This is a genomic window from Chryseobacterium sp. KCF3-3 (assembly GCF_045865955.1).
Classification (GTDB): Bacteria; Bacteroidota; Bacteroidia; order Flavobacteriales; family Weeksellaceae; genus Chryseobacterium.
This window is the reverse complement of the sequence record NZ_AP035792.1, coordinates 4,282,272-4,305,371: the sequence shown is the minus strand read 5'-3', so window position 1 is coordinate 4,305,371 and position 23,100 is coordinate 4,282,272. Positions and strand designations below refer to the sequence as shown.

Annotated in this window: 19 protein-coding genes; 3 read left to right on the top strand and 16 right to left on the bottom strand. The window is 36.2% G+C overall.

Translation table 11 applies throughout. The features are described 5' to 3' along the window. Positions 1-366 precede the first annotated feature (366 nt). The 5 genes from ACKTTZ_RS19165 to ACKTTZ_RS19145 form a co-directional block, all read right to left on the bottom strand. The gene (locus tag ACKTTZ_RS19165) at positions 367-1,677 is read right to left on the bottom strand and encodes a T9SS type A sorting domain-containing protein (RefSeq protein WP_407846363.1); all 1,311 of its coding nucleotides are present in this window, start codon (positions 1,675-1,677) and stop codon (positions 367-369) included. Positions 1,678-1,917: 240 nt separating this feature from the next. Further along, on the bottom strand, positions 1,918-3,093 hold the full coding sequence (locus ACKTTZ_RS19160; protein ID WP_407846362.1) for an acetyl-CoA C-acyltransferase: 1,176 nt from the start codon (positions 3,091-3,093) through the stop codon (positions 1,918-1,920). A gap of 156 nt (positions 3,094-3,249) precedes the next feature. Then, entirely contained in the window at positions 3,250-3,750 is a 501-nt protein-coding gene (locus ACKTTZ_RS19155) for an endonuclease V (RefSeq protein WP_407846361.1), read from the bottom strand. Between the two features lie 9 nt (positions 3,751-3,759). Continuing rightward, positions 3,760-4,122: a glyoxalase gene (locus tag ACKTTZ_RS19150; protein ID WP_407846360.1), complete on the bottom strand. Its 363-nt coding sequence runs from the start codon at positions 4,120-4,122 to the stop codon at positions 3,760-3,762. A 117-nt stretch (positions 4,123-4,239) separates the two neighbouring features. Next, a complete protein-coding gene (locus ACKTTZ_RS19145) occupies positions 4,240-5,280 on the bottom strand; it encodes a M28 family metallopeptidase (RefSeq protein ID WP_407846359.1) in 1,041 nt (346 codons plus the stop codon). A 160-nt stretch (positions 5,281-5,440) separates the two neighbouring features. Between ACKTTZ_RS19145 and ACKTTZ_RS19140 the strand changes: the two genes are divergently transcribed. Next, positions 5,441-6,580 (top strand): aminotransferase class I/II-fold pyridoxal phosphate-dependent enzyme, encoded by a 1,140-nt coding sequence (locus ACKTTZ_RS19140; RefSeq protein ID WP_407846358.1) that lies wholly within the window; start codon positions 5,441-5,443, stop codon positions 6,578-6,580. Between the two features lie 217 nt (positions 6,581-6,797). Further along, positions 6,798-8,420 carry an IS1182 family transposase gene (locus ACKTTZ_RS19135; RefSeq protein ID WP_407845762.1) on the top strand — a complete coding sequence of 541 codons (1,623 nt, stop codon included), beginning with the start codon at positions 6,798-6,800 and terminating at the stop codon, positions 8,418-8,420. Positions 8,421-8,497: 77 nt separating this feature from the next. Here ACKTTZ_RS19135 and ACKTTZ_RS19130 read toward each other — a convergent pair whose 3' ends face one another. Beyond that, complete coding sequence (locus ACKTTZ_RS19130) at positions 8,498-11,230, bottom strand: sodium-translocating pyrophosphatase (RefSeq protein WP_034696697.1); 2,733 nt, start codon at positions 11,228-11,230, stop codon at positions 8,498-8,500. 135 nt (positions 11,231-11,365) lie between these two features. Between ACKTTZ_RS19130 and ACKTTZ_RS19125 the strand changes: the two genes are divergently transcribed. Further along, the gene (locus tag ACKTTZ_RS19125; protein ID WP_407846357.1) at positions 11,366-13,087 is read left to right on the top strand and encodes an amidohydrolase; all 1,722 of its coding nucleotides are present in this window, start codon (positions 11,366-11,368) and stop codon (positions 13,085-13,087) included. Positions 13,088-13,535: 448 nt separating this feature from the next. Here the strand turns inward: ACKTTZ_RS19125 and ACKTTZ_RS19120 are convergent, their stop codons facing one another. The 10 genes from ACKTTZ_RS19120 to pdhA all read right to left on the bottom strand — a co-directional run bounded on the left by ACKTTZ_RS19120 (position 13,536) and on the right by pdhA (position 22,825). Further along, positions 13,536-14,147, bottom strand: coding sequence for an inorganic pyrophosphatase (locus tag ACKTTZ_RS19120; RefSeq protein ID WP_034696699.1), 612 nt, complete (start codon positions 14,145-14,147; stop codon positions 13,536-13,538). Between the two features lie 17 nt (positions 14,148-14,164). Then, on the bottom strand, positions 14,165-14,677 hold the full coding sequence (locus ACKTTZ_RS19115; protein WP_034696700.1) for a hypothetical protein: 513 nt from the start codon (positions 14,675-14,677) through the stop codon (positions 14,165-14,167). A 24-nt stretch (positions 14,678-14,701) separates the two neighbouring features. Next, positions 14,702-15,877, bottom strand: a complete 1,176-nt coding sequence (locus ACKTTZ_RS19110) for a hypothetical protein (protein ID WP_407846356.1) — start codon at positions 15,875-15,877, stop codon at positions 14,702-14,704. A gap of 90 nt (positions 15,878-15,967) precedes the next feature. Further along, on the bottom strand, positions 15,968-16,900 hold the full coding sequence (locus ACKTTZ_RS19105; protein WP_034696703.1) for a phytanoyl-CoA dioxygenase family protein: 933 nt from the start codon (positions 16,898-16,900) through the stop codon (positions 15,968-15,970). Between the two features lie 73 nt (positions 16,901-16,973). Then, positions 16,974-17,888 (bottom strand): hypothetical protein, encoded by a 915-nt coding sequence (locus ACKTTZ_RS19100; protein WP_051934383.1) that lies wholly within the window; start codon positions 17,886-17,888, stop codon positions 16,974-16,976. Further along, on the bottom strand, positions 17,885-18,562 hold the full coding sequence (radC, locus tag ACKTTZ_RS19095; RefSeq protein WP_253318156.1) for a RadC family protein: 678 nt from the start codon (positions 18,560-18,562) through the stop codon (positions 17,885-17,887). The genes ACKTTZ_RS19100 and radC overlap by 4 nt, the downstream gene beginning before the upstream one ends. Positions 18,563-18,590: 28 nt before the next feature. Continuing rightward, complete coding sequence (locus ACKTTZ_RS19090) at positions 18,591-19,169, bottom strand: murein L,D-transpeptidase catalytic domain-containing protein (RefSeq protein WP_034696707.1); 579 nt, start codon at positions 19,167-19,169, stop codon at positions 18,591-18,593. Between the two features lie 13 nt (positions 19,170-19,182). Beyond that, positions 19,183-19,851: an ABC transporter ATP-binding protein gene (locus ACKTTZ_RS19085; protein WP_034696709.1), complete on the bottom strand. Its 669-nt coding sequence runs from the start codon at positions 19,849-19,851 to the stop codon at positions 19,183-19,185. 270 nt (positions 19,852-20,121) lie between these two features. Further along, entirely contained in the window at positions 20,122-21,714 is a 1,593-nt protein-coding gene (locus ACKTTZ_RS19080; protein WP_034696710.1) for a pyruvate dehydrogenase complex dihydrolipoamide acetyltransferase, read from the bottom strand. A gap of 109 nt (positions 21,715-21,823) precedes the next feature. Further along, on the bottom strand, positions 21,824-22,825 hold the full coding sequence (gene pdhA / locus ACKTTZ_RS19075; protein ID WP_034696713.1) for a pyruvate dehydrogenase (acetyl-transferring) E1 component subunit alpha: 1,002 nt from the start codon (positions 22,823-22,825) through the stop codon (positions 21,824-21,826). Positions 22,826-23,100: the final 275 nt, after the last annotated feature.

The window sequence follows — 23,100 nt, the reverse complement described above, 5'->3', positions numbered from 1 at the left end:
CAAAAATAAATCCATTATAAAAAGTCATTTTAAAGAACTAAAGCCTTGAAAATTGACATCATAGATCAAAAACAGCATTAACCATATGACTTTAACAATATAATTTAAAACTATTTAGCATTTCCACATTAATTTCAATCATAAACAACTTGTGATAATCATAGTTGCCGCTTCCTTTTTTATGGAAAAAGTACTCAGCCTGGCATCTTTCGAAAACTGAATATTATTGCCGATCAGAGAGTCTGCAATAAAAAAGTCTCTTACATACAGATATTCTAAAGTTCTTTAAAATAAAAAACCGACAGGTAAAGGACCTGTCGATTAAAAAACAAAAATTGATATGGATATGATTTAGATATGATGTGTCTATTTTTTAATAATCTTTTCTGTGACTGTTTTTTGATTTTTGGTCTGAAGTTTAATCAGATAGGTTCCCGGAACAAAACTATCCATGGAAACCGTCATAGAATTCCCTTCCAGCATCTTTTGTCCGGATATGTTATAAATTTCATATTTCTCCAATCCTTCTTTCATCTTGATTGTCACTGAACCTGATGTAGGATTCGGATATATTTTCACCTGGGCTGATGCCTCTTTGGAAACTTCAATGGTTGAAAGACTCTCAGGCTGAATATTTAAAGTATAATCCTCTGCCTGGCCGATAAACCAACCTGCAGGACAGGGAAGATTCTTCAAAGATCCCATCCATGAACTGGATTCATATGCTTTTACCAGTCTGAAACGGGTTTCTCCCAGCTGCGCTCCTGCCGGAATAGTAATATTGCCCGCTGTAACCCCAGATTCATGACCGGAAACCGGATTGGAATTATCCAGATAGCCCAGATTAAATTGCTCATCAGCATCAAACTGATTATTATGGTTAAAATCAATATAAGCATAAGCTGATACGGTAGTTTGGCCATGTGTACCTCCTGTAACGCTTATAGGATAGCTATTTCCACGGTTCACATTGAAAACGGTTGCTGTAAAGTTTTCAAGAACATCAGAATTCCCGTCAAGTGCACTGTTTCTAACAACTCCGGCAAATTCTACTGTACTGATCTCACTTACGGTCAAACTTGTAATATTTTCAGTTCCACAGTAAGGAGCCGGGAAACTCGCTGTATTTCCTATGATATTAACCGTATAATCTTCCGTCTGCCCTGCTCTTAAACCGCTGTCACAAGCTGAACTGATAGAATTAGCAGCTGCAGGATTTGAATAGGCCTGAACATTGGTATTTTTAAGAACTCTCATTCTTGTACTTCCACTGGCTGCATTGGCAGGAATCATGATGGTATTGCTGATGGTAAAAGCATTGGCTGGATTAGCCGCTTCAAGCCTTCCGATATAAAAACTTTCTCCGGCATCATCAAAATTACCATTCTGATTAAAGTCTATAAAAACAACTACATCGCTTGGAAATGTACTGGACGGACCTTTCACGGATATCGGGTAAGAGCTTCCCGACTGCAGATCTGTGGAGATGGCAGTAAAGTTCTCATAAATTTGTGCATTTCCAGACTGAACAGATGATGAATTATTAATATTTCCGAAAGTAACATTACTGATCATGTTGCTGTCAGCTCCATACTGAAAGGTTGGCATACAATATTGCAGCTGCGCATTCATCAGCGAGGCAAGTACAATACCAGAAAGAGTAGTTATTTTTTTCATTTTCTTTGTTAAATTTCTTGGGACAAATTTATATTTATTTAGAATGAATAAAAATAACAACACAATGATATTTGTCAGTTTAATAAAAATAAAGCATTTATCTTTCGCCTGCATTCATTGAATATTCTGTTTGATCAATGGATAATCAATCTGTTACCAACGGAAAAGAACCTTCTCAAATTTAACTTTAAGAAAGATCTTTTTATTAGAATAATTGAAATCTAAGGTAATTTATCCCTTTTAGCCTATATTTTCGATAAGAACTGCGGAAGCACCTCCTCCTCCATTACAGATAGCAGCAATTCCATACTTGCCTTTTTCCTGGCGTAAAACATTCACCAAAGTAGTCATAATTCGTGCTCCTGAAGCTCCGATCGGATGCCCCAATGCCACTGCTCCTCCATAAACATTTACTTTATTCACATCGTACCCAAGGATTTTCTGATTGGATAAAATAACAGAAGAGTACGCTTCATTAATCTCGAAAAAGTCGATATCAGACAGACTAAGACCGGTTTGTTTCAACAGTTTCTGAATAGCAATGGAAGGTGAAGTGGTAAACCATTCCGGTGCCTGAGCGGCATCTGCATAGGCTATTATTCTTGCCAGTGGTTTTAAATTATGCAGCTCTATAGCTTCAGAGGATGCTAATAATAAGGCTGCAGCCCCATCATTCAGATTGCTGGAATTGGCTGCTGTAAGTGTTCCGTCTGCTTCAAATGCTGGTTTCAACAGGGAAATTTTCTCTGGGATCAGTTTATCAATATCTTCGTCTTTATCAACAATTGTAGTTCCTTTTTTGCTTTCAATCGATATTGGGATTAATTCATTTGCAAACTTGCCATTTTTAGCCGCTTCCTGAGCTCTATGATAGGAAAACAACGCATACTCATCAAGCTCATGTCTGGTAAGTCCATATTTTTTAACGCCCAGTTCGGCTGCACTTCCCATGTGAAAATCATTGTAAACATCCCATAATCCATCTTTGATCAATCCATCAGTAAGAGTGGTATCTCCCAGCTTTGTTCCTTGTCGGATTTTGACATAATGCGGAACATTGCTCATGCTTTCCATTCCTCCTGTCATAACAATATGATCCAGTCCAAGCTGGATCTGCTGAGCTCCAATCATTGCCGCTTTCATTCCGGATGCACAGACTTTATTAACTGTTGTTGCATCCTTATCTATGGGAATTTTAGCAAAAATTGATGACTGCCTTGCAGGAGACTGTCCCAATCCGGCACTTAGTACATTTCCCATATACACACTATCAATGTGCTCAGGAGAAAGCCCAATACTTTCATAAGCATTCTGAATGGCAAGAGCTCCCAATTGAGGCGCTGTAAATCCGGACAGACTTCCCATAAAACCTCCTACCGGAGTTCGTTTTGCTGCTACTATAAATACTTCTTTCATAGATTTTATTTTTTACAATATACCGATCAGTATATTTTTAATTAAAAAAAATCCTTTTTATATTGACAAAGGAATCTCACAAAGATAATCAAAATATACCAATCGGTATATTAATAAGATAAAAAAAATCTTACTGCTCTGGTAAGATTCTATTGTTTATGCTCTGCTTAGCTGATCAAGTTTTTTTAGCAGTGTGGGCATTCTGTAATCGCCATGCATCTGTTCTACTTTTAATTGAACTTCATCTACATCTATTCCTTTCGCTGTTACAAAAAGTGGCGTTTTACTTTCTCCACGGAAAACACTTCTTCGCTGGGAATCCGGTGTTGTAAATTCATTTTTTGCAATCCCAACAATAGGATATTTTTCTTCCAATTCGTCGTAAAGGTGTCCACCAAGACCAATTTTCCCGTCATTATCCAAAGTGACATATCCATCGACAATGATAATATCTTCCGGTTTTAATGTTATTTTCTTCAGAAGACTTACAATGCAGGGCAATTCTCTTTTGTAAAAGGCTCCGCTTTCATATTCTGAACTCACAGGAATCTGTTCTATAAAGACTTCCACTTCTTTTTCCGAAGTCCAGTCTTCAAATGCAATACACACGGTATTGGCATAATCCTCATAATAGTAGGTATCGAATGCGTAAATCATATTTCTCTCTTAAAAAAACTCACCGAAATGCCACAATATCCCAGACGGATCGTGTACAAAACACTCCTTTCCCCAGTCCATGACTCTTACCGGAGTCAATTTTACATGTTGATATTTGTCTGTAAGGCCTAAAGACAGCAGTTCTTTCCAGAATTCATCGGTATTGGCAACTTCCATAAAGATCATGGTATTGTCCACCCAATCTTTTGCGTAATAATCCTGAAGATAAAAGCCAATTTCTTCACGTATAAAAAGTGATAATTTGGGCTCCAGAACAACTTCTTCAAAACCCAGATCTTTATAAAAATTTCTGCTGATCTCAAAGTTTTGTGCTCCGATAAAAGGTCTGATGGATTTCAGTTTTGGGGTCATAGTTTTTCTATTTTTCAAGGGGTTTCCGGTTTTTTCAAGCGGGATGGTAATTATTTACCCTTGTCAAGGTTTAAAACCTTGACAAGGGTAAGAACCAATCCGAATTAAAACTGGTGTTTATTTTTTGTCAACCACAATTCTTTCTTCCCTGTTGGCGATATCCCAGGCCGTTGTAAAAATAAGCTGGGTTCTTTTCTCCAACAACGGATAATCAATCTTTTCCGGATCATCCCCTGGTTTGTGATAATCTTCATGAATACCATCAAAGAAGAATGCTACAGGAATATTATGCTTGGCAAAATTATAGTGGTCTGAACGGTAATACAATTGTTCAGGATCATTCAAATCATCGTATTTATAATTGAGTTCCAGATTGTTGGTTCTTTTGTTTGCCGCTTCGTTGATTACTTTGAGCTGAGAACTCAACATTTCAGAACCAATCACATAGACATATTGCTTTCCTCTGTTGGCAGGATCATCACGTCCGATCATATCAATATTAAGGTCAACAATTGTATTGGCTAATGGGAAAACAGGGTTTTCGGAATAATATTCTGAACCAAACAGCCCATGTTCCTCTCCTGTAACATGCAGAAACAGAATGGATCTTTTAGGACCCTTTCCTGCTTTTTTAGCCTGCTGGAATGCTTTGGCAATTTCCATTACAGCTACAGTTCCACTTCCGTCATCGTCTGCTCCGTTGTACACTACTCCATTTTTTGTTCCTACATGATCATAATGTGCAGAAACCACCACAATCTCTTCCGGTTTTTCGCTTCCTTCAATGAAAGCCAGAATATTTTCAGAATCCGGAAGGTTGCCGCCTCCTCTTTTCTTCATGAATTCGGAAGGTACTTTCTGATAGTATGAATTTAATGTTTTAGGCCCTGAAATACCCAGATTTTTATAATAATTAACAATATACTCACCCGCTTTTTTCTGTCCTTTGCTTCCGGTGTCACGCCCTTCCATATCGTCTGCAGCAATGACGTACAGGTTTTTCTTTAAATCCTCTGCATTAATCTCTTTATAGGCATTGTTAAATGCTTTGTTATGTTTTGTTGAAACAGGATGTGAAGCATTCCCGTCAGATATTTTTGCCGTTCCACAACTGGTTACTAGAGCCATTGCCAATAACGGAATAAGTATTTTTCTCATAGAAGATAAATTTCTTAAAAATAACAATTTTTATTGAATCCCGGCATGCAGAGTGAATATGACAAAATAATATGCAATCCATTACAAATTGAACGGCACGTTATTTTTAAACACAATTTGGTGTTAAAATTTTATTATATTTGATAAAAATACAAAATAAGTGAAAGAAATTTACGGATTTACTCATTATTCCTTTTTTACGGAAATGTCCGAGCTGGCAACCAGGCACGGAAGCTTTGATCTTTCTTTGGGACTTCCCGATTTTGATATTGATGAACGCCTGAAAGTATTTTTAAAAGAAGCTGCAGAAAAGAACACTCATCATTACGAACCTCTTGCAGGGAACCCTCTTCTGATAGAAAGCATTATTCGTTTCAATACAAAAAGAACCCATACAATCTCTCTTACAGGCAAAGAAATCACCATTATCCCATGTGCAACCTTTGGTTTATATACTTCGCTTAAATCAATTCTGAATCAAGGTGATGAAGTCATCATTATTCAACCTTCATACTACACTTATGGACCAGCTGTAGTCATGAATGGAGGAATTCCTGTTTATTATGATCTTGATGGTGATTTTACCATCGATTGGAATCTGTTTAAAGACTGTATTACCGAAAAGACAAGAGCAGTCATTGTCAACTCTCCCCAGAATCCCACCGGAAAAGTATGGAAAAAAGAAGACTGGAATCAGCTCTATGAACTGATTAAAGACCGTGATATTTATTTGATTTCAGAAGAAATATATGATACTTATTGTTATGATAAAACTGAACATTACAGTTCTTTCATCCATCCTGGACTAAAAGAAAAAACTTTCTGCATTTTTTCTTTTGGTAAAATGTTTCATACTTCGGGATGGAAAGTGAGTTATATGCTTGCTTCAGAAGCTTTAACAGCAAGATTCCAGTGTCATCAGCAATATATTTCTTACAGTGCAAATGCTCCTGCACAATATGCTATCGCAAAATATCTCGATGTATTTGATCCGGATATCAGCAAAAAAATCATGCAGAGAAAAAGAGATATTTTTAATGAAATGATACAGGAAACTCCTTTTCAGGTTGAACAAAAATCGGAAGGAAGCGTTTTCCAGGTTGTTAATTTCAGAAGTATTTCAAAAAGCATGACAGATGTGGAATTTTCCAAGTGGCTAACGATTGAGAAGAAGGTTTCCTGTCTTCCACTTTCTGCGTTCTATAATTCAAGACAAAATTCTGATTATATCAGGTTTAGTTTTGCCAAAAAAGATGAATTGATTATTCAGGCTTTGGAGCATTTGAAAAGGAATCTTTGATGTTTCTGCAGTTGTTTTTCCCACAGATCGTACAGGTTTTCACAGATGATTCTGAATATTTTATTTGTGCAAGTTTTGTTTTTAAGAGTAATCAATAAAAAAAGAGGCTGTCTAAAAAGTCCAAAAAAATATCCCCGTTACTTAAAAAGTTTCGGGGATTTTTTTGTTGTTTGTCCTTTAAGATTTATCTTTAAGGTGCACCCAAACAAACATTGATATGAAAGTACGGTTTAAATCTTTACCCACCAATACTCCCAGCTTATTTCCTGAAGATATTTTTGATAAGATAGGTGCTAATGATCCGGTACGTCTTATCAATGAATTAGTGGATAACTTGAATATCGATCATATTATAAGTGAATATAAAGGCGGTGGAACGACAAGTTTTCACCCCCGGATGATGATCAAAGTTTTATTCTATGCCTATTTCAACAATATTTATTCATGCCGTAAAATAGAAAAGGCACTTGGAGAAAATATTCATTTCATGTGGCTTTCCGGCAACAGTAAGCCTGATTACAGAACCATCAATTACTTTAGGAGCAAACGGCTTAAAAACCATATTCACCGTCTTTTTGCAGATGTTACCGTTGTTTTGCAGAATTTAGGTTACGTAAGTTTAAATGTTCAATATATAGATGGTACAAAAATAGAATCATCTGCCAACCGATACAGCTTTGTATGGAAAAAATCTGTAGAAAAGAATAAATTAAAACTGGAAGCTCAAATTCATTCCGTACTTGAAGATATTGAATCCCAAATCAAAGAAGAGCGTTATGAATCCCATGAAAAGACCCTTCCAAAATCTATTGACAGCAGAGAGCTTCAGGATAAAATAGCAGAACTTAATCACTCTGTGGCACAGGACAATAAAACCGGTAAGAAGCTCATTAAAAAGCTTCAGCATCAGGACCTGCCCAGATTACAGAAGTATGAAGATCAATTAAAAATACTCTCAGGCCGCAACAGTTATAGTAAGACAGATCCCGACGCCTGCTTCATGCGGCTCAAAGACGACCATATGAAAAATGGGCAGCTTAAGCCAGCCTATAATGCACAGATCAGTACTGAAAACCAGTTTATCACCCATTACAGCATTCATCAGACTCCTGGAGATACCACTACATTGAAGGATCATCTTAACAGCTTTGAAAATCAGTATCACAAACAAAGTAAAGAGGTAGTAGCAGATGCCGGATATGGAAGTGAAGAGAATTACGAAATGATGGCAGAAAAAGCTATAGAGGGCTATGTAAAATATAATAATTTTCATAAAGAACAGAAGCGCAGTGAGAAGAACAATGCGTTTGCTGTACAGAACTTATATTATAATGAGGAAAATAACTTCTATGTATGTCCCTGCGGACAGCAAATGAACTTTATCGGTAAAGGCAAAAGAATCAGCAGTAACGGATATGAATCTCAGGTACATTATTATCAGGCTTTCAGATGTCAGGGTTGTCCTCTTAGAGAAAGCTGCCATCAAAGCCAGGATAATCGATTAATCGAAGTGAATTATAATCTGAACCATCACAGAATGAAAGCCAGACAAAGGCTGATATCTGAAAAAGGGCATTACCACAGAAGTAAACGGCCTATAGAAGTAGAAGCTGTATTCGGGCAATTAAAAAGCAATAATAAATTTTCAAGATTTACTCTAAAAGGACTTGAAAAAGTAAATATTGAATTTGGATTAATGGCATTGGCACATAATCTTAGAAAATTAGTGAAAAACAGAAAACTTAACCGTAAAAATTGGCTAAATACACTTAAATGCAAACAACATATGCATCTTTTCCATAAGTATATGAAAATCCAAAAGTATAAAATTGCTGCATAACTATACGCAGTCTCAAAACAAAAAAAAAGAGGCTGACCTTTTTGGACAGCCTCTTTTCTTCTATTTTTTCAGTGAATTTAAAGAGCCAGTACTCTTACATCAATTCTTCTGTTTTTTGCTTTGCATTCATCAGTATCATTAGCTTCGCATACCGGATGTTGAGATCCATAGCCTTCTGCTTCTATTCTGTCTGCAGAAATACCTAGCTCAAGCAGTTTAAGTTTGGCAGTCTGTGCTCTCAGATTGGATAACTTAAGGTTACTATCTTCATTACCGCTGTTATCTGTATATCCACCTAGTTTTATTTTTAAATTCGGATAAGCATTTAAGATTTCTGACAAAGTATTCAATTGAAGTACTGATTCTGCTTTCAGATCACTTGAACCTGTTTCAAAATAAAGGTTTTCAATAGTATACCACTTATTTGGATCTAATGCAGATTTATCTTTTTGTTTCACCACATTATAAAGTTGGTAAAGCTGGCTTCCGTCACCAATGGCAATTGTTTTTCCTCCGTCCAGTTTTATTTTCTGAATATTTCCTGTTTCATATACAAAATCTCCATTTTCATTAAGGTGCCCTTTGATTTCTCCCGGAATAACCGTAATTATTTTAGAATCTCCATTTACAGTGGGTGCACTACTTGAAATTCCTGTAAGACTTTCAATTTTTGCTTTTCTGTTGGCTTCAATTTTATCTTTATGTAAAACAGCCAACGTAGGTGCAATCACTAAAGAAACGATTGACATTAATTTGATCAGGATATTCATCGAAGGTCCTGATGTATCTTTAAACGGATCTCCCACTGTATCACCTGTTACAGATGCTTTGTGCGGTTCTGAACCTTTATAATAGGTCTGTCCATTGATATCAACTCCTTTTTCAAATGATTTTTTTGCATTGTCCCATGCTCCTCCAGCATTGTTCTGAAACATTCCCATTAAAACACCGCATACTGTAGCTCCAGCTAAAAATCCTCCTAATACTTCAGGTCCGAAAATAAATCCGATTAATAAAGGAGAGACGATGGCAATCGCACCAGGCAGCATCATTTTTCTGATAGATGCATCTGTAGAGATAGCAACACATTTTTCATATTCCGGCTGTGCTTTTCCTTCCAGGATTCCCGGAATTTCACGGAACTGTCTTCTTACTTCTTCTACCATTGCCATGGCAGCCTGTCCTACTGCGGTAATCGCCAATGAGGAGAAGATAAACGGAATCATTCCTCCTACAAAAAGTCCGGCAAGAACATCTGCTCTGTAAATATCAATACCGTCAATACCTGCAATACCTACAAAAGCAGCAAATAAAGCCAATGCTGTCAAAGCAGCCGAAGCAATGGCAAATCCTTTCCCTGTAGCAGCGGTTGTATTTCCTACGGCATCCAGAATATCTGTTTTCTCTCTTACTTCCTTAGGCAGTTCACTCATCTCAGCGATACCTCCTGCATTATCAGCGATAGGTCCAAAAGCATCAATAGCAAGCTGCATGGCTGTAGTAGCCATCATTCCAGCTGCGGCAATAGCGACTCCGTAAAGCCCGGCACACAGATAAGAACCATAGATTCCTCCTGCCAATACAATAATAGGAAGTAAAGTAGATTCCATTCCCACAGAAAGCCCACCGATAATATTGGTTGCGTGTCCTGTAGAAGACTGTCTCACAATACTGGAAACAGGTCTTTTCCCCATGGCAGTGTAATATTCTGTAATAATACTCATTAAAGTTCCTACTACCAGACCTACCATAATAGCTCCGAATACGCCCATCTTAGTAAACTCATGGCCTCTGAGAACCATTTTTTCAGGAAGAATATAGGTTACAAGGAAATAAGAAGCAATAGCGGTAATTACAATACTTCCCCAGTTTCCAAGGTTTAATGCGTTCTGTACACTGGAAGTAGACGAACCTTCATTATCATTAATTTTCACAAATAAAGTTCCGATCATTGAAAATATAATTCCTGTTCCTGCAATCAGCATCGGCAAAAGAATCGGGGCAAAACCTCCGAAAGCATCATCAGAAACAGTTTCTCTACCTAATACCATCGTGGCAAGAACTGTCGCCACATACGATCCGAAAAGGTCAGCTCCCATTCCGGCAACATCTCCTACGTTATCTCCTACATTATCTGCAATTGTTGCTGGATTTCGGGGATCATCTTCAGGAATTCCGGCTTCTACTTTTCCTACAAGGTCAGCACCTACGTCTGCCGCTTTTGTATAAATACCACCTCCTACTCTTGCAAAAAGCGCAATGGATTCAGCCCCCAGAGAAAATCCGGTAAGAATTTCGATGGTCTTTTCCATTTCATGAGAGTCTACTGTAGCTTCAGGGGCAAAAATCTGTTTAATAATAAGAAATAAAGCTCCTAAACCTAAGACCGCAAGCCCGGCAACTCCCATTCCCATCACAGAACCTCCTGTAAAAGATACTTTAAGGGCTTTTGACAGTGAAGTTCTTGCAGCTTCTGCCGTTCTCACATTCGCTTTGGTAGCGATTTTCATTCCGATAAACCCTGCTGATGCAGAGAATATAGCTCCAACAGCAAAAGCAAGTCCGATACTCCAGTGTGAGTTGGCATTACTTGAGCCCATTACTGCCAATAGAATGGCTACAACAACAACAAAGTACGTTAAGATTTTGTATTCAGCCTTTAGAAAAGCCATTGCACCGTCTGCAATATGGCCGCTGATTGTTTTCATTTTTTCATTTCCTGCATTCTGTTTGTTTACCCAGTTGCTCTGAAGAAATGTATAAAGCAAAGCTATGACACCAAAAATTGGCACTAACACAAATAGATCCATAGTTTATTATTTTATATTAAAAAATTGAGATTAGTCTTATAAATATAATGAAATTATAAACACGCAATAAAATTCACTAATAATTATCTATTATTTCGTAAATTTGTTTATCACCATGATTTGAATTAATTATTTATGAAAAGGATATTGTACACTATTTTTTTATCTGCAAGCATAAGCAGCTGTCAAAATAAGATTCCACAAGAAAAAGCTGAAATACTTTATTTCGGAGGTTCTATTATAACAATGGAAGATTCTTCTCCACAAATTGAAGCTGTAGCAGTAAAAGACGGGAAAATACTTTTTGCCGGAACAAAATCAGATGCAGAACGTTTCTCTGAACCTTCTACTAAAATGATTAACCTTAATGGAAAAGCTCTACTTCCTGGCTTTATAGATGTTCATGGACATCTTACTTCAAGAGCCGGGATGATGGATGTTGTAGATTTATCTCCTGAACCTTATGGTACAGTAAATTCAATTAAAGATTTACAGACTAGAATTAAAAACTATATTAAAGACAAAAAAATCACAGATAATATACCCGTTATCGGAAATGGTTATGATGATGCCATCATTACGGAGCACCGTCATCCTACAAAAACAGAACTGGACGCCATCAGCAAGACTAATCCTATCATTGTTATTCATGCTTCAGGCCATGCCAGCGTAGCTAACAGTGCCATGCTAAAGCTTCTGGGAATAACGGAATCATCAAAAGATCCTGAAGGAGGTCACCTTGGCAGGGACAAAAAAACAGGAAAACTGAACGGAAAATTAGAAGAGAATGCAAGTTTCAATGCGTTATTGGCCATCACAGAAAAAATGGGTAAAGGCAAAAACACCCAAGCTCATGCAATGGAAAATCTGATGAAAGCCCAGGATGAATGGCTCAGCTATGGACAGACTACTATTTGTGACGGGAGAACCATGGGAGAAAGTGTTGCTCTGTTAGAAAAAGCAGCATCTCAACATCTTCTTAAAGCTGATGTTGTTTACTTTCCTGATTATGAATATTTCAAAAAAGATTTCAACAACTTCAAACCAAAGTATATGAAGTATGAAAATCATCTGAAATTAGCTGGATTCAAATTTTCTGACGATGGTTCCCCACAAGGTAAAACAGCCTGGCTTACCCAGCCTTATTTAGTTCCACCTGAAGGTCAGTCTAAAGACTATAAAGGGTTCCCTATTTTTACGGATGAAACCTTATATAACGACCTGAAAGTCCTTTTTCAAAATAATATCACTGCCCAGCTTCATGTAAATGGAGATGCAGCAATTGATCAAGCTATCCGTGTTATTCAAAGGTTAAAAGATGAAAACATTTACAAACCGGAATTGCGGGCAACATTAATTCATGTACAGAATAGCCGACCAGATCATATTCAAAAGATAAAAGAATTAGGAGTAATCCCTTCTTATTTTTCTACTCATGCTTATTTATGGGGAGATTGGCATTATTCAAGTGTTTTCGGCCCTGAAAGAGCTTCTTTTATAAGCCCGGCAAATTCTGCATTAAAAGCAGGAATTACATTTACCATTCATCATGATGCTCCGGTTACACCACCCGATCTGATTACGGCAGTATACGCAGCAGTGAATAGAAAGACCCGATCTGGAATGATTTTAGGTCCCAATGAAAGAATTTCCACCCTTGAAGCTTTGAAAGCAATCACCATTAACGGAGCTTATCAATTACAGGAAGAAAACAGAAAAGGGTCTATTAAAGCTGGTAAATTAGCTGACTTTGTTATTCTTGATCAGAATCCTTTAACAGTAGCTCCTGAAAACCTCAGAAACATTAAGGTTCTGGAAACGATAAAAGAAGGAAATTCTGTCTACAAAAGAAAGTAGATCTTTGTACAATGATTTAATGAAAAGAGCAGATACTAAAGAGACTGTCCAAAAAGTTTGGGCAGTCTCCTGTTATTATAAAGAAATAGAATTTAGAAGATTTTGAGGGTCATGTAAATGTCTTGAATGAACCTTAGATCCGACACTTTATATAAAAAACCATTCTTGTTCGATAAAATTTAAATAGAATTAACAGGTCGCTCCTCCGGAGCTCTAATTTTAAAACAAATACATTCTATTAACAGTCAGCTCCCATTGGAGCTAAATTTGATCCCGTCGGGATCTACAGTTAGTAGAAAAATAAAATCCCATAAAATAAAGCTCCGGAGGAGCGACCTGTTAATTCATAGCGTAAATATTAATATTACTTTTTATCGGACAGTAATGGGTCGCATAAAAAAGACTGTCCTTTTTGGACAGTCTCTTCAATATGTTCAGGAAGAAAATCTTATCCTCCGAATTTATCTGCATAGTCTGTTTGAGAAGCTTTGATCACTTTTCTTGCGTGTTCAGCTCCGTAAACTTCCTGGATTCTGCATTTTGCAGGCTCATCCGGTAAGTTTTTATACGTAAGGAAGTAGTGCATTAATCTTTTTACTTCTGCTTCCGGTAATTCAGTAATGTCTCTGAAGTGTCCGAAAGCGTGGTCGTTAATCATTACTGCAACAATTTTATCATCCGCTTCACCTCCGTCGATCATTTTGAAACCTCCGATTGGAATAGCTTCCATCAATAAACCTCCAGCATGGATGTTGTGAGAACTTAAAACACAAATATCAAGAGGGTCATGATCACCCATAGTAACGTCAGTAGCTCCTGATTCTACAGCAAGTCTCATCACTTCTTTATCACAGTATGTTCTTGGAACAAAACCATATAAAGCAGGGATAATGTTAGAGAATTTCTGTGGTCTGTCTACCTTTAAGTATCCTGTTTCTTTATCTACTTCATATTTAATAGTATCTGAAGGAACAATTTCCACAAATACGTTGACAACATTTGGCGCATCTTCTCCTGCAGAAATTCCGTGCCATGGATGTGCTTTAAAATTTGGAATCATTATTTATCTGTTATTTTTTAAGTTATTATTAAAATTTCTTTTCTTAAATCTTCTATGGTTTCAGCAATATAATCGTTACTTTCCATATAGTTCATGATGAAAATCGTTTTGAATTCATCCAACTGAACTTCTCCTTTTAACCCGTCATACGTTTTGTGAAGAAGTTCTATAATCGCATTCTTTGAGTCTATGATATTCTTCCATGAATTTTTTGTAATGTATAACTGTTGTGAAGAGTTATACTCAAATTCTTCATTAATTGCTTTTTCCGTCAGAAAAATAAACTCGTGAACAGCCAGTCCCCTGTCGAACCTCTGGATAAGGTTGGAAGGTTTCATTCTGTCCAGAAACAATGTCATTCTTTCATAGGAATGTGCTTTGTTCTCTGAATTTGATTTCACGGTGAGTAGTTTGATTTCCTGGTTTTTAAGCGTAATGTATGAGTGTACAAATTGTCTGAGCAAAACCAGAAAAGGAATTGCAATAATCAATGCAAATGCATAGGGTAAATATCCTGAAAGACTCGTCATAATTTTAGACTGCAAAATTACTAATTATTTTCCGTCTTCTAAAGAGTTTTTAAAGATATCCACTTTAGAAATTTGTATATAGACCAATGCAAGGATAATTATAAGATAAAAGCCAAGCATCATCCTGTTTACCAGAGACGGGAAAACTAAGAATCTCAGCAATACAGTTCCATAAATAATTGCAAAAAACAAGGCCTGGGACTGGTTCTTTTTATTATGAAATGAAAAACGATTCGCCAGAATGACTACAATAAAAATCAACAGGATTGGAAAATAGGAAGCATTGAACTCCAGCATTATATTACTTTTAATAAAGTGAAAATAATCTGCAAAGGAAAATGGATCAGGCTGCGACACAGGATAGATCTGAACTTTAGTAAACTGATTCATAAAAAGTGTAGACCACGAAACCTGATTAAAAACCTGGATTAAAAAGAAGGAAAGAAATATATAGCCATATGATATCAATAATGGACCTGTTTTAATCTGAAGATTATTCCTGTAAAAATAAATAAGACCATACAGGAATGAATACAATATAAAATATTCCGGTCTTGTGAGTACACATAGCATGGCTAATATACCTGCCAAAAATAAATTTTTCCTCACTAAAAATACATAGAAGCTCAAAAGAAGTAGCAGACATGATAAAGAATCTGCTGAAACATGTCGGGCTGCCTCCGGTAAAGGCTTGAACAACGAAATTAAAACAGTAAGGATAAAGGCAACAGGATAATTTTTCAGAATTTTTATCAAAAAGCTGAAAATCAGGATAAGAATCAATGCGTAAGAAATAACTGAAATCAAAGAAATAGATGTAGAAGCACTGAAACCAAGCTTAAACAATAACCAGCTGATGAAATTATAAAAAGGTTTTACCACAAAAAGCTGTAGTTCTTCTTCGTAGGCTTTGGGGTTTTGTGAGATTATTTTATAGTAGGTACTCTCCCCTTTTGCCACTTCCTCAACCATTGGATTAACAGGCCCAAGTCCTGCAAAGTCGGGATTCTTTTCCCTCATTTCGTCATATACCTTCTGATGAATTTCTTCAATTTTCATTTCAGGATATTCCGTTTTATAAATCAGCCCCATATAGGCCTCCATATCAGTGTTGTAATAATGATGGGTATACAGGTAGTATGACATCATGCATACATAGATTGAAAATATAAAAACAAGAATATTCTTCTTTTTTTCCATATACTGATATTATAAGAATACAAATGTAAAAAAACTATCTTTTTAAATCCGAATTCCTATAAAAAGCTTTACGAATAGGATTTTTCTGTATTAAAGTTCAAACAGTGCCGGTCTCTGTGTTACTTCGTGGTAACAAACACTATTTTCATCGAAGAAGTGGTATACAAGACTTTTTCTCGTTCTGTTTTTATCTGTGTGAGGTTCTCCACCGTGAAGAATATTGGCATGCCAGATTAATAAGTCTCCTTTTTTCGCCTTAAAAACTTCTTTCTTTAATCCTAATTCTTTTACCTTATCTTCAAGGAAGGTTTCATAAGCTCTGTAGCTTTTTTTTCCGATTTTCAAAGCAGTTCCTTCATTATCGTAATCAGAATTCAGGAAGTAAGGAAGTTTGTGGCTTTTAGGAATATAATGCAATGCTCCGTTATTTTCATCCACATCTTCCAGGGCAATCCACACTCCCAGCAATCCTCCCAATGGATAAGTAGTCATGTGAATACTGTCAGAATGGGTTTTCTGCTGGCTACCGTTGATGAAATTGATACTTTGGAAAAGTTTGGATTTTCCGTCTAACAGAACAGATAAAAAATCTAACAGTTCTTTATCACTTCCAATATTTTTAATGATTTCTGAATGATGGATCGCAAACATCAGCTTTCCACCGTATATGAATTTCAAAGTTCCATCTTCCATCAACTTATCAATTTCAGTATTGATTTGATCCACCGTTTCCGGAGTGAGGAAATTTCTCAGTATCATATACCCATTTTCATCATATTGAAGAGCACTTTCTTTATTTTCTTCAGAAAGCTTCTTAAAAAAAGGAGTTTCCTTGAGTTTGGTATCATCTAGTGTTCTTTCTCTAGCCGGAAGATGTGCAAAATCTTTACTTGAAATACTTGAAAAATAGTTCTTATTGATTCCGTATTTTTTATATAAAGGAATGTTATGCTTTAATTTATTCTTTTTAAACAAGTTATAAAGCATATATGATAATTTGTACTGACGAATCTGTTGTAACATAACTGTTTTAATAAGGATTTTATAAAGTTACGGAATATTAGTTAATTAGAACCAATCTAAACAATGCTTTTCATCATAAAAAAGACTTTCTTCTAAATACAAGATATCCTAACTTTTTGAAAAGGTTCTTTTTTGAATTCTCAATAATTCCGTAGGGTCTTAATTCGGGACGAAATCCTCTGAAAAACTCTTCAATATTGGGTAATTCTCCTCCTTCAAAATCAAAAATATGAGTTTCTATATTTTCTTTAATGAGATGATCAATCAATACGGATGCTCCTGATAATTTGACATAATCTTTATCATTAAAATTTCCTAAAAGCGCAACCATATTACAATCCGAATAAGTAGCAATTACATTAACCATCTTATGCTGATAGTAAAAAGCTGTAAATTTCAGATATCCGGACTTATAAAAGCTTTCAAAAATTCTCATGAATTCAAACAAATCATGGTCTTTATTCAATCCTATCGTATTGGATTCAATAAAAGCTTTTGCTTTCTCATAAGGAATCGTTTTGATTTCTGATTCTTTTAAAACAGCTTCATCTAACCGAAGTTTTCTTTTTCTTTTGGGCGAATATTTCGAATATACTTTCTCATAAGCCTCAGGATATAATAAAAAGTTTTTCTTGATTCTGATCTTTGTGCGAAGCTGATTGACATCATTAAAAGGATACGCCCTGATCATGTAATTTTTCTCCAGATATTCTAAAAAAGCTTCATTAAGATCAACATCATCTTTGCAAGAAAAAACACCAAGCTGCTGACAAAGCTTAGGATTATGTACAATTTTCAACCCATATTTTCTTACAAAAGGTACGGGCATTACCGCTTCATAATCTTTATAAACCAGAATTTCCCAAGGCATTGTAGAAGTTGTATCTAAAAAATCTTTTGTTGCAGAATATTTTCTTTGTTCGGAATTTTCTAAACATTGAGCATATTTTACAAAATCAATTTCATGGTATTTCAATCTTCTAATCATAATAATCCTGCGTCTGAGAAACTAAAATAAGAATCCTGTGTGACAATAATATGGTCTAAAACCTGAATACTTAATGTATTTCCTGCTTCTTTTATTTTCTGTGTGATATTGATATCTTCCCGACTAGGTTTTAAACTTCCGGAAGGATGATTGTGGGCAATGATAATGCCTGTTGAAAAATGATCAAGCGCTGCCTTATAGAGCGTTCTCACATCTACAATAGACTGGCTGATCCCGCCTTGTGTAAGCTGGGAAACATGAATCACTTTATTGCTATTATTAAGAAAAATTGCCCAAAACTCTTCTGTTCTAAGATCAGAAAGCTGGTTTCTGAGAATCGCATAAGCATCATGACTGTTTCCAATAATTGTTTTTTCAGGAATCTCCTGTACCGCTCTCCTTTTTCCGATTTCTAAAGCTGAAATAATTGAAATGGCTTTTGATTCTCCAATACCTTTGAATTTCATCAGATCTTTGGCAGAAAGTAAGCTCAATTCATTCCAGCTGTTATTGACAGAGGCTAAAATTTTCCTTGCTAATTCCAAAGCATCTTCCTCTTTATTTCCGCTTCCCATAATAATTGCCAGGAGTTCAGAATCAGAAAGTGAGCTTTTGCCTTTCTGCAAAAACTTTTCTCTGGGTCTGTCATCTTCGGCAAGGAGTTTTATGGCCATGGAAAAAAATTATAGATAATATGATCAATTAGTAGAAAGCATATAAAATAACAGGCTTTATAGACCTATCAATATATTTTGCTGTTTCTTTAAGAGCATTTACGGAAAGCATAGGACATCCTAAGCTCAGACACGCAGGAGACTTTGATTCCGCATCAGGAATACATCCGTAAGAATGAAGAACTATTGCTCTCTGCATGGCATTGCTATTGGTAGCATCCAGTCCTTCCAGACGATAAGCTTTACCAAACTTTCCTATATAGCTTTCTCCAATGGCATATTTTCCAAGAGATGACTGATAAGAGCCTTCAATATTACTGAATTTCAAAGCATCTGACTTTGGAATGACGGAGCCTGAACCATGAGAAACAACAGCCTGTTGTAAAATCGTATTATTCTTTAGGTTATAAATAAAATAACGATACTTTCCGGAAGGGATTTTAAAATTGATAAAAACAGCCAGTTCCTGATTGTACTCTTTTCCTTTAATATAATTTTTAATCTCCGAAATTCTTGTTTGAGGAATACCCAAAGGGTTCAACTGCTGGGATTCAGCTTTTGAACAGGAAATTACAATTAAAAAAAGAAAAATAAAGTGTTTCATCATCCGGTTTTGTATGCTACTCTATGATCATTCCGTCTTTCATAACGAGCTTGCGGTCTGTAATTTCTGCCAGATTCGGGTTATGCGTTACAATGACAAAAGTTTGATTGTATTTATCTCTAAGATCAAAAAACAATCTATGAAGATCATCCGCATTCTTGGAATCAAGGTTACCTGTTGGCTCATCTGCAAAAATAATTTTCGGAGAATTGATTAAAGCTCTGGCTACAGCTACTCTTTGCGCTTCTCCACCTGAAAGCTGGTTGGGTTTATGATTCAATCTCTGTTCAATCTTCAGGTCTTCAAACAAAGCATAAGCCTTTTCAAGAGCTTCTCTTTCGTTGGCTCCTGCTATTTTTGTCGGAAGCAAGACATTTTCTAGCGCTGTAAACTCCGGAAGAAGCTGATGAAACTGAAATACAAAACCGATATTCTGATTTCTGAATTTTGACAGCTGCTTATCATTCATATTAATAAACGATTCTCCTGCTATTTCAATTTCAGTATCATATTTATTAGATTGGCTAGGGTGATCCAAAGTTCCCAGAATCTGCAGCAATGTAGATTTACCAGCTCCTGATTCTCCTACAATAGAAACCACTTCTCCTGTTTTGATTTGAATATCAACTCCTTTCAGTACCTCTAAATTCCCATAAGATTTATGGATATTTCTTGCTTTAATCATGATTCAAAAATAGTGAATTGCCTGCAAATAAAAAACCGCTTTTTGAAGCCGTTTATATTTTATTTTAGTTTTATCAGAATTAGATTTCTCTGATCTATTTATATACGTCTTTTCTATTAATTTTTTTAATTATTCCTGTCTTATTTTTTTGTAAAAATTTTTGTAATATAAACTTTTTTCTAAACCTATAAGGTTTTGTTAGCCATTTCAATTTACCAAAAACAAAAAAACCTCCCGATTTGGGAGGTTTCATATTTTCAATTCAGAAAATTACAGTAACAATGTTAATGGACTTTCTAAATATGTTCTTAATGTCTGTAGGAACTGAGCACCTGTAGCACCGTCTACCACTCTGTGGTCACAAGCCAATGAAAGTTTCATGGTGTTTCCAACTACGATCTGACCATCTTTAACGATTGGTTTCTCGATAATTGCTCCTACTGAAAGGATTGCAGAGTTTGGTTGATTGATGATACTTGTAAACGTTTCGATTCCGAACATTCCTAAGTTTGAAATAGAGAATGTAGATCCTTCCATTTCGTTAGCTTTAAGACCTTTACTCTTAGCTCTTGAAGCCATATCTTTTACGGATGCAGAAATCTGAGTATACGTCATCTGATCTGTATTTTTCAATACCGGAACTACCAATCCGTCTGGAATAGCTACTGCTACACCAATGTTGATATTTCCTCTGTGAATGATCTTATCACCTGCCCAGCTTGAATTTACCTGTGGGTGTTTTCTTAAAGCAATTGCAGTTGCTTTAATGATCATATCATTGAAAGAGATCTTAGTATCTGGAAGAGAATTGATTTCTTTTCTTGCCTCAATTGCTTTATCCATATTGATCTCAACCATCAGATAATAGTGAGGAGCAGAGAATTTACTTTCAGAAAGACGTTTTGCAATGATATTTCTTACTTGTGAGTTTGGGGTCTCTGTATCTTCACCCTGTACGAAGCTTACTGCAACAGGAGCAGCACTTGCTGCAGGAGCTGAAGCAGCTGGTTTTGCAGCTGGCTGATAGTTTTCAATATCTTTTTTAACGATTCTTCCGTTTTCACCAGAACCCTGAACACTGTTGATATCAACTCCCTTATCCTGAGCCATTTTCTTAGCCAGTGGAGAGATTGCTACTCTGTCAGAAGATGAAGAGTTCGCAACCGAAGCTGCTTTTTCTTCTGTTTTAGCTTCTGCTTTTTGTTCAGCTGGTTTTTCAGTTGACTGACCGGCAGCTTTTGGAGCTCCTACCGCGGAAACATCTGTTCCTGCAGGGCCAATGATTGCCAATACGGAATCAACCGGAGCAGCACCTCCTTCTTCTACACCTTGCTTCAATAATACTCCATTGAATTCAGATTCGAAATCCTGTACCGCTTTATCTGTTTCGATCTCAGCAAGAAGGTCTCCTTCTTTTACTGTATCACCTACATTTTTGTGCCATTTAGCCACTTTACCTTCTGTCATTGTATCAGAAAGTCTTGGCATTGTAATAATTTCTACTCCTGCCGGAACTTCTGCAGCAGGTGCAGCAGTTTCTGCTTTAGGCTGTTCTTCTGATTTTTTTTCTTCAGTTCCAACACTGGGAGCAGCAGCCCCACCTGTCAATCCTGAAATATCTTCTCCTTCATTCCCGATAATAGCTAAAACAGAGTCTACAGCAGCAGCACCTCCTTCTTCTACACCTACGTATAAAAGGGTACCTTCTATTTCAGATTCGAAATCCTGAACTGCTTTATCAGTTTCAATTTCAGCTAAAATATCTCCTTCTTTTACTTTATCTCCTACTTTTTTATGCCATTTTGCCACCTTACCTTCCGTCATTGTGTCGGACAGGCGGGGCATCGTAATTACTTCTGCCATAATTTATTTTAATTTGAAAATTTAGCAATCTGAAAATTTGAAAATTAAAAAAGGACATAATCTATCACATTTTTCAAATTCTCAAATTGTCAAATTAACTCATTATCTTTTAGTTTTCTAATTTGTCTAAGAATGGATAATCTTCCTGAGCATATACATACTCATAGATTTTTTCTGCATCCGGATACGGAGAGTTTTCCATAAATTCGATACACTCTTCAACAAAGTCTCTGGATTTGTTATCCATAACTTCCAGTTCTGCTTCTGTAGCCCATCCGTTTTCTAAAATTCTATGTTTTATCAATTCGATTGGGTCATCATTTTTATGAAGAGCTACTTCTTCTTTAGATCTATATGGCTCGGCATCAGACATAGAGTGTCCTCTGTAACGGTAAGTTCTTGCTTCAATGAAAGTAGGTCCGTCTCCTCTTCTTGCTCTTTCAATAGCTTCGTAAGCAGCTTCTGCCACTTTTTCAGGATCCATTGCATCTACAGCAAGGCAAGGCATTTCGTATCCTAACCCTAATTTATAGATATCTTCGTGGTTGGCTGTTCTTTTTACAGAAGTTCCCATTGCATATTGGTTGTTTTCTACAACAAATACTACAGGAAGTTTCCAGTTCATTGCCATGTTGAAGGTCTCATGTAAAGAACCTTGTCTTGCAGCACCATCACCAAAGAAACAGATGTTTACTGCTTTTCTGTCGAAATATTTATCAGCAAAAGCAATACCTGCACCTAATGGAATTTGTCCTCCAACGATACCATGTCCTCCGTAAAAACGGTGTTCTTTACTGAAAATGTGCATAGATCCACCCATACCTCCGGATGTTCCGGTAGCTTTACCACAAAGTTCAGCCATGATTCTTTTAGGGTCTACTCCCATCGCCATTGGATGGATGTGACATCTGTAAGCAGTAATCATACTATCCTTTGTAAGATCCATTGCATGTGTAAAACCGGCAGGGATAGCTTCCTGACCGTTATACAAATGTAAAAATCCTCTGATCTTTTGTTTTAGGTAAAGAGAACGGCATTTGTCTTCAAACCTTCTCCACATTGTCATATCTTCATACCACTTCAGGTATACCTCTTTAGAAAATTCTTTCATGTGTTAGCTCTTGCTTTTTTATGATGAAATAGTTGAGCAAAATTATGAAAAAAACTTTGTTTTTATTCTATACATAGATAACTTTTCGATTTTTCTGCAAAATCTATTTGCGGGCTGTATGGATTATTCTTAATTTCCGACCCCTTGGAAGCTTGATAAAGCTTCGTTTTATCTGTTACATTCTTTCTGTAAAATCTCAGGAGTCATCCTATCCATAAGGCTTTTCTGAAACGACAAATGATTCAGAGATATCAGGATTCTTTACATTTTGTTCT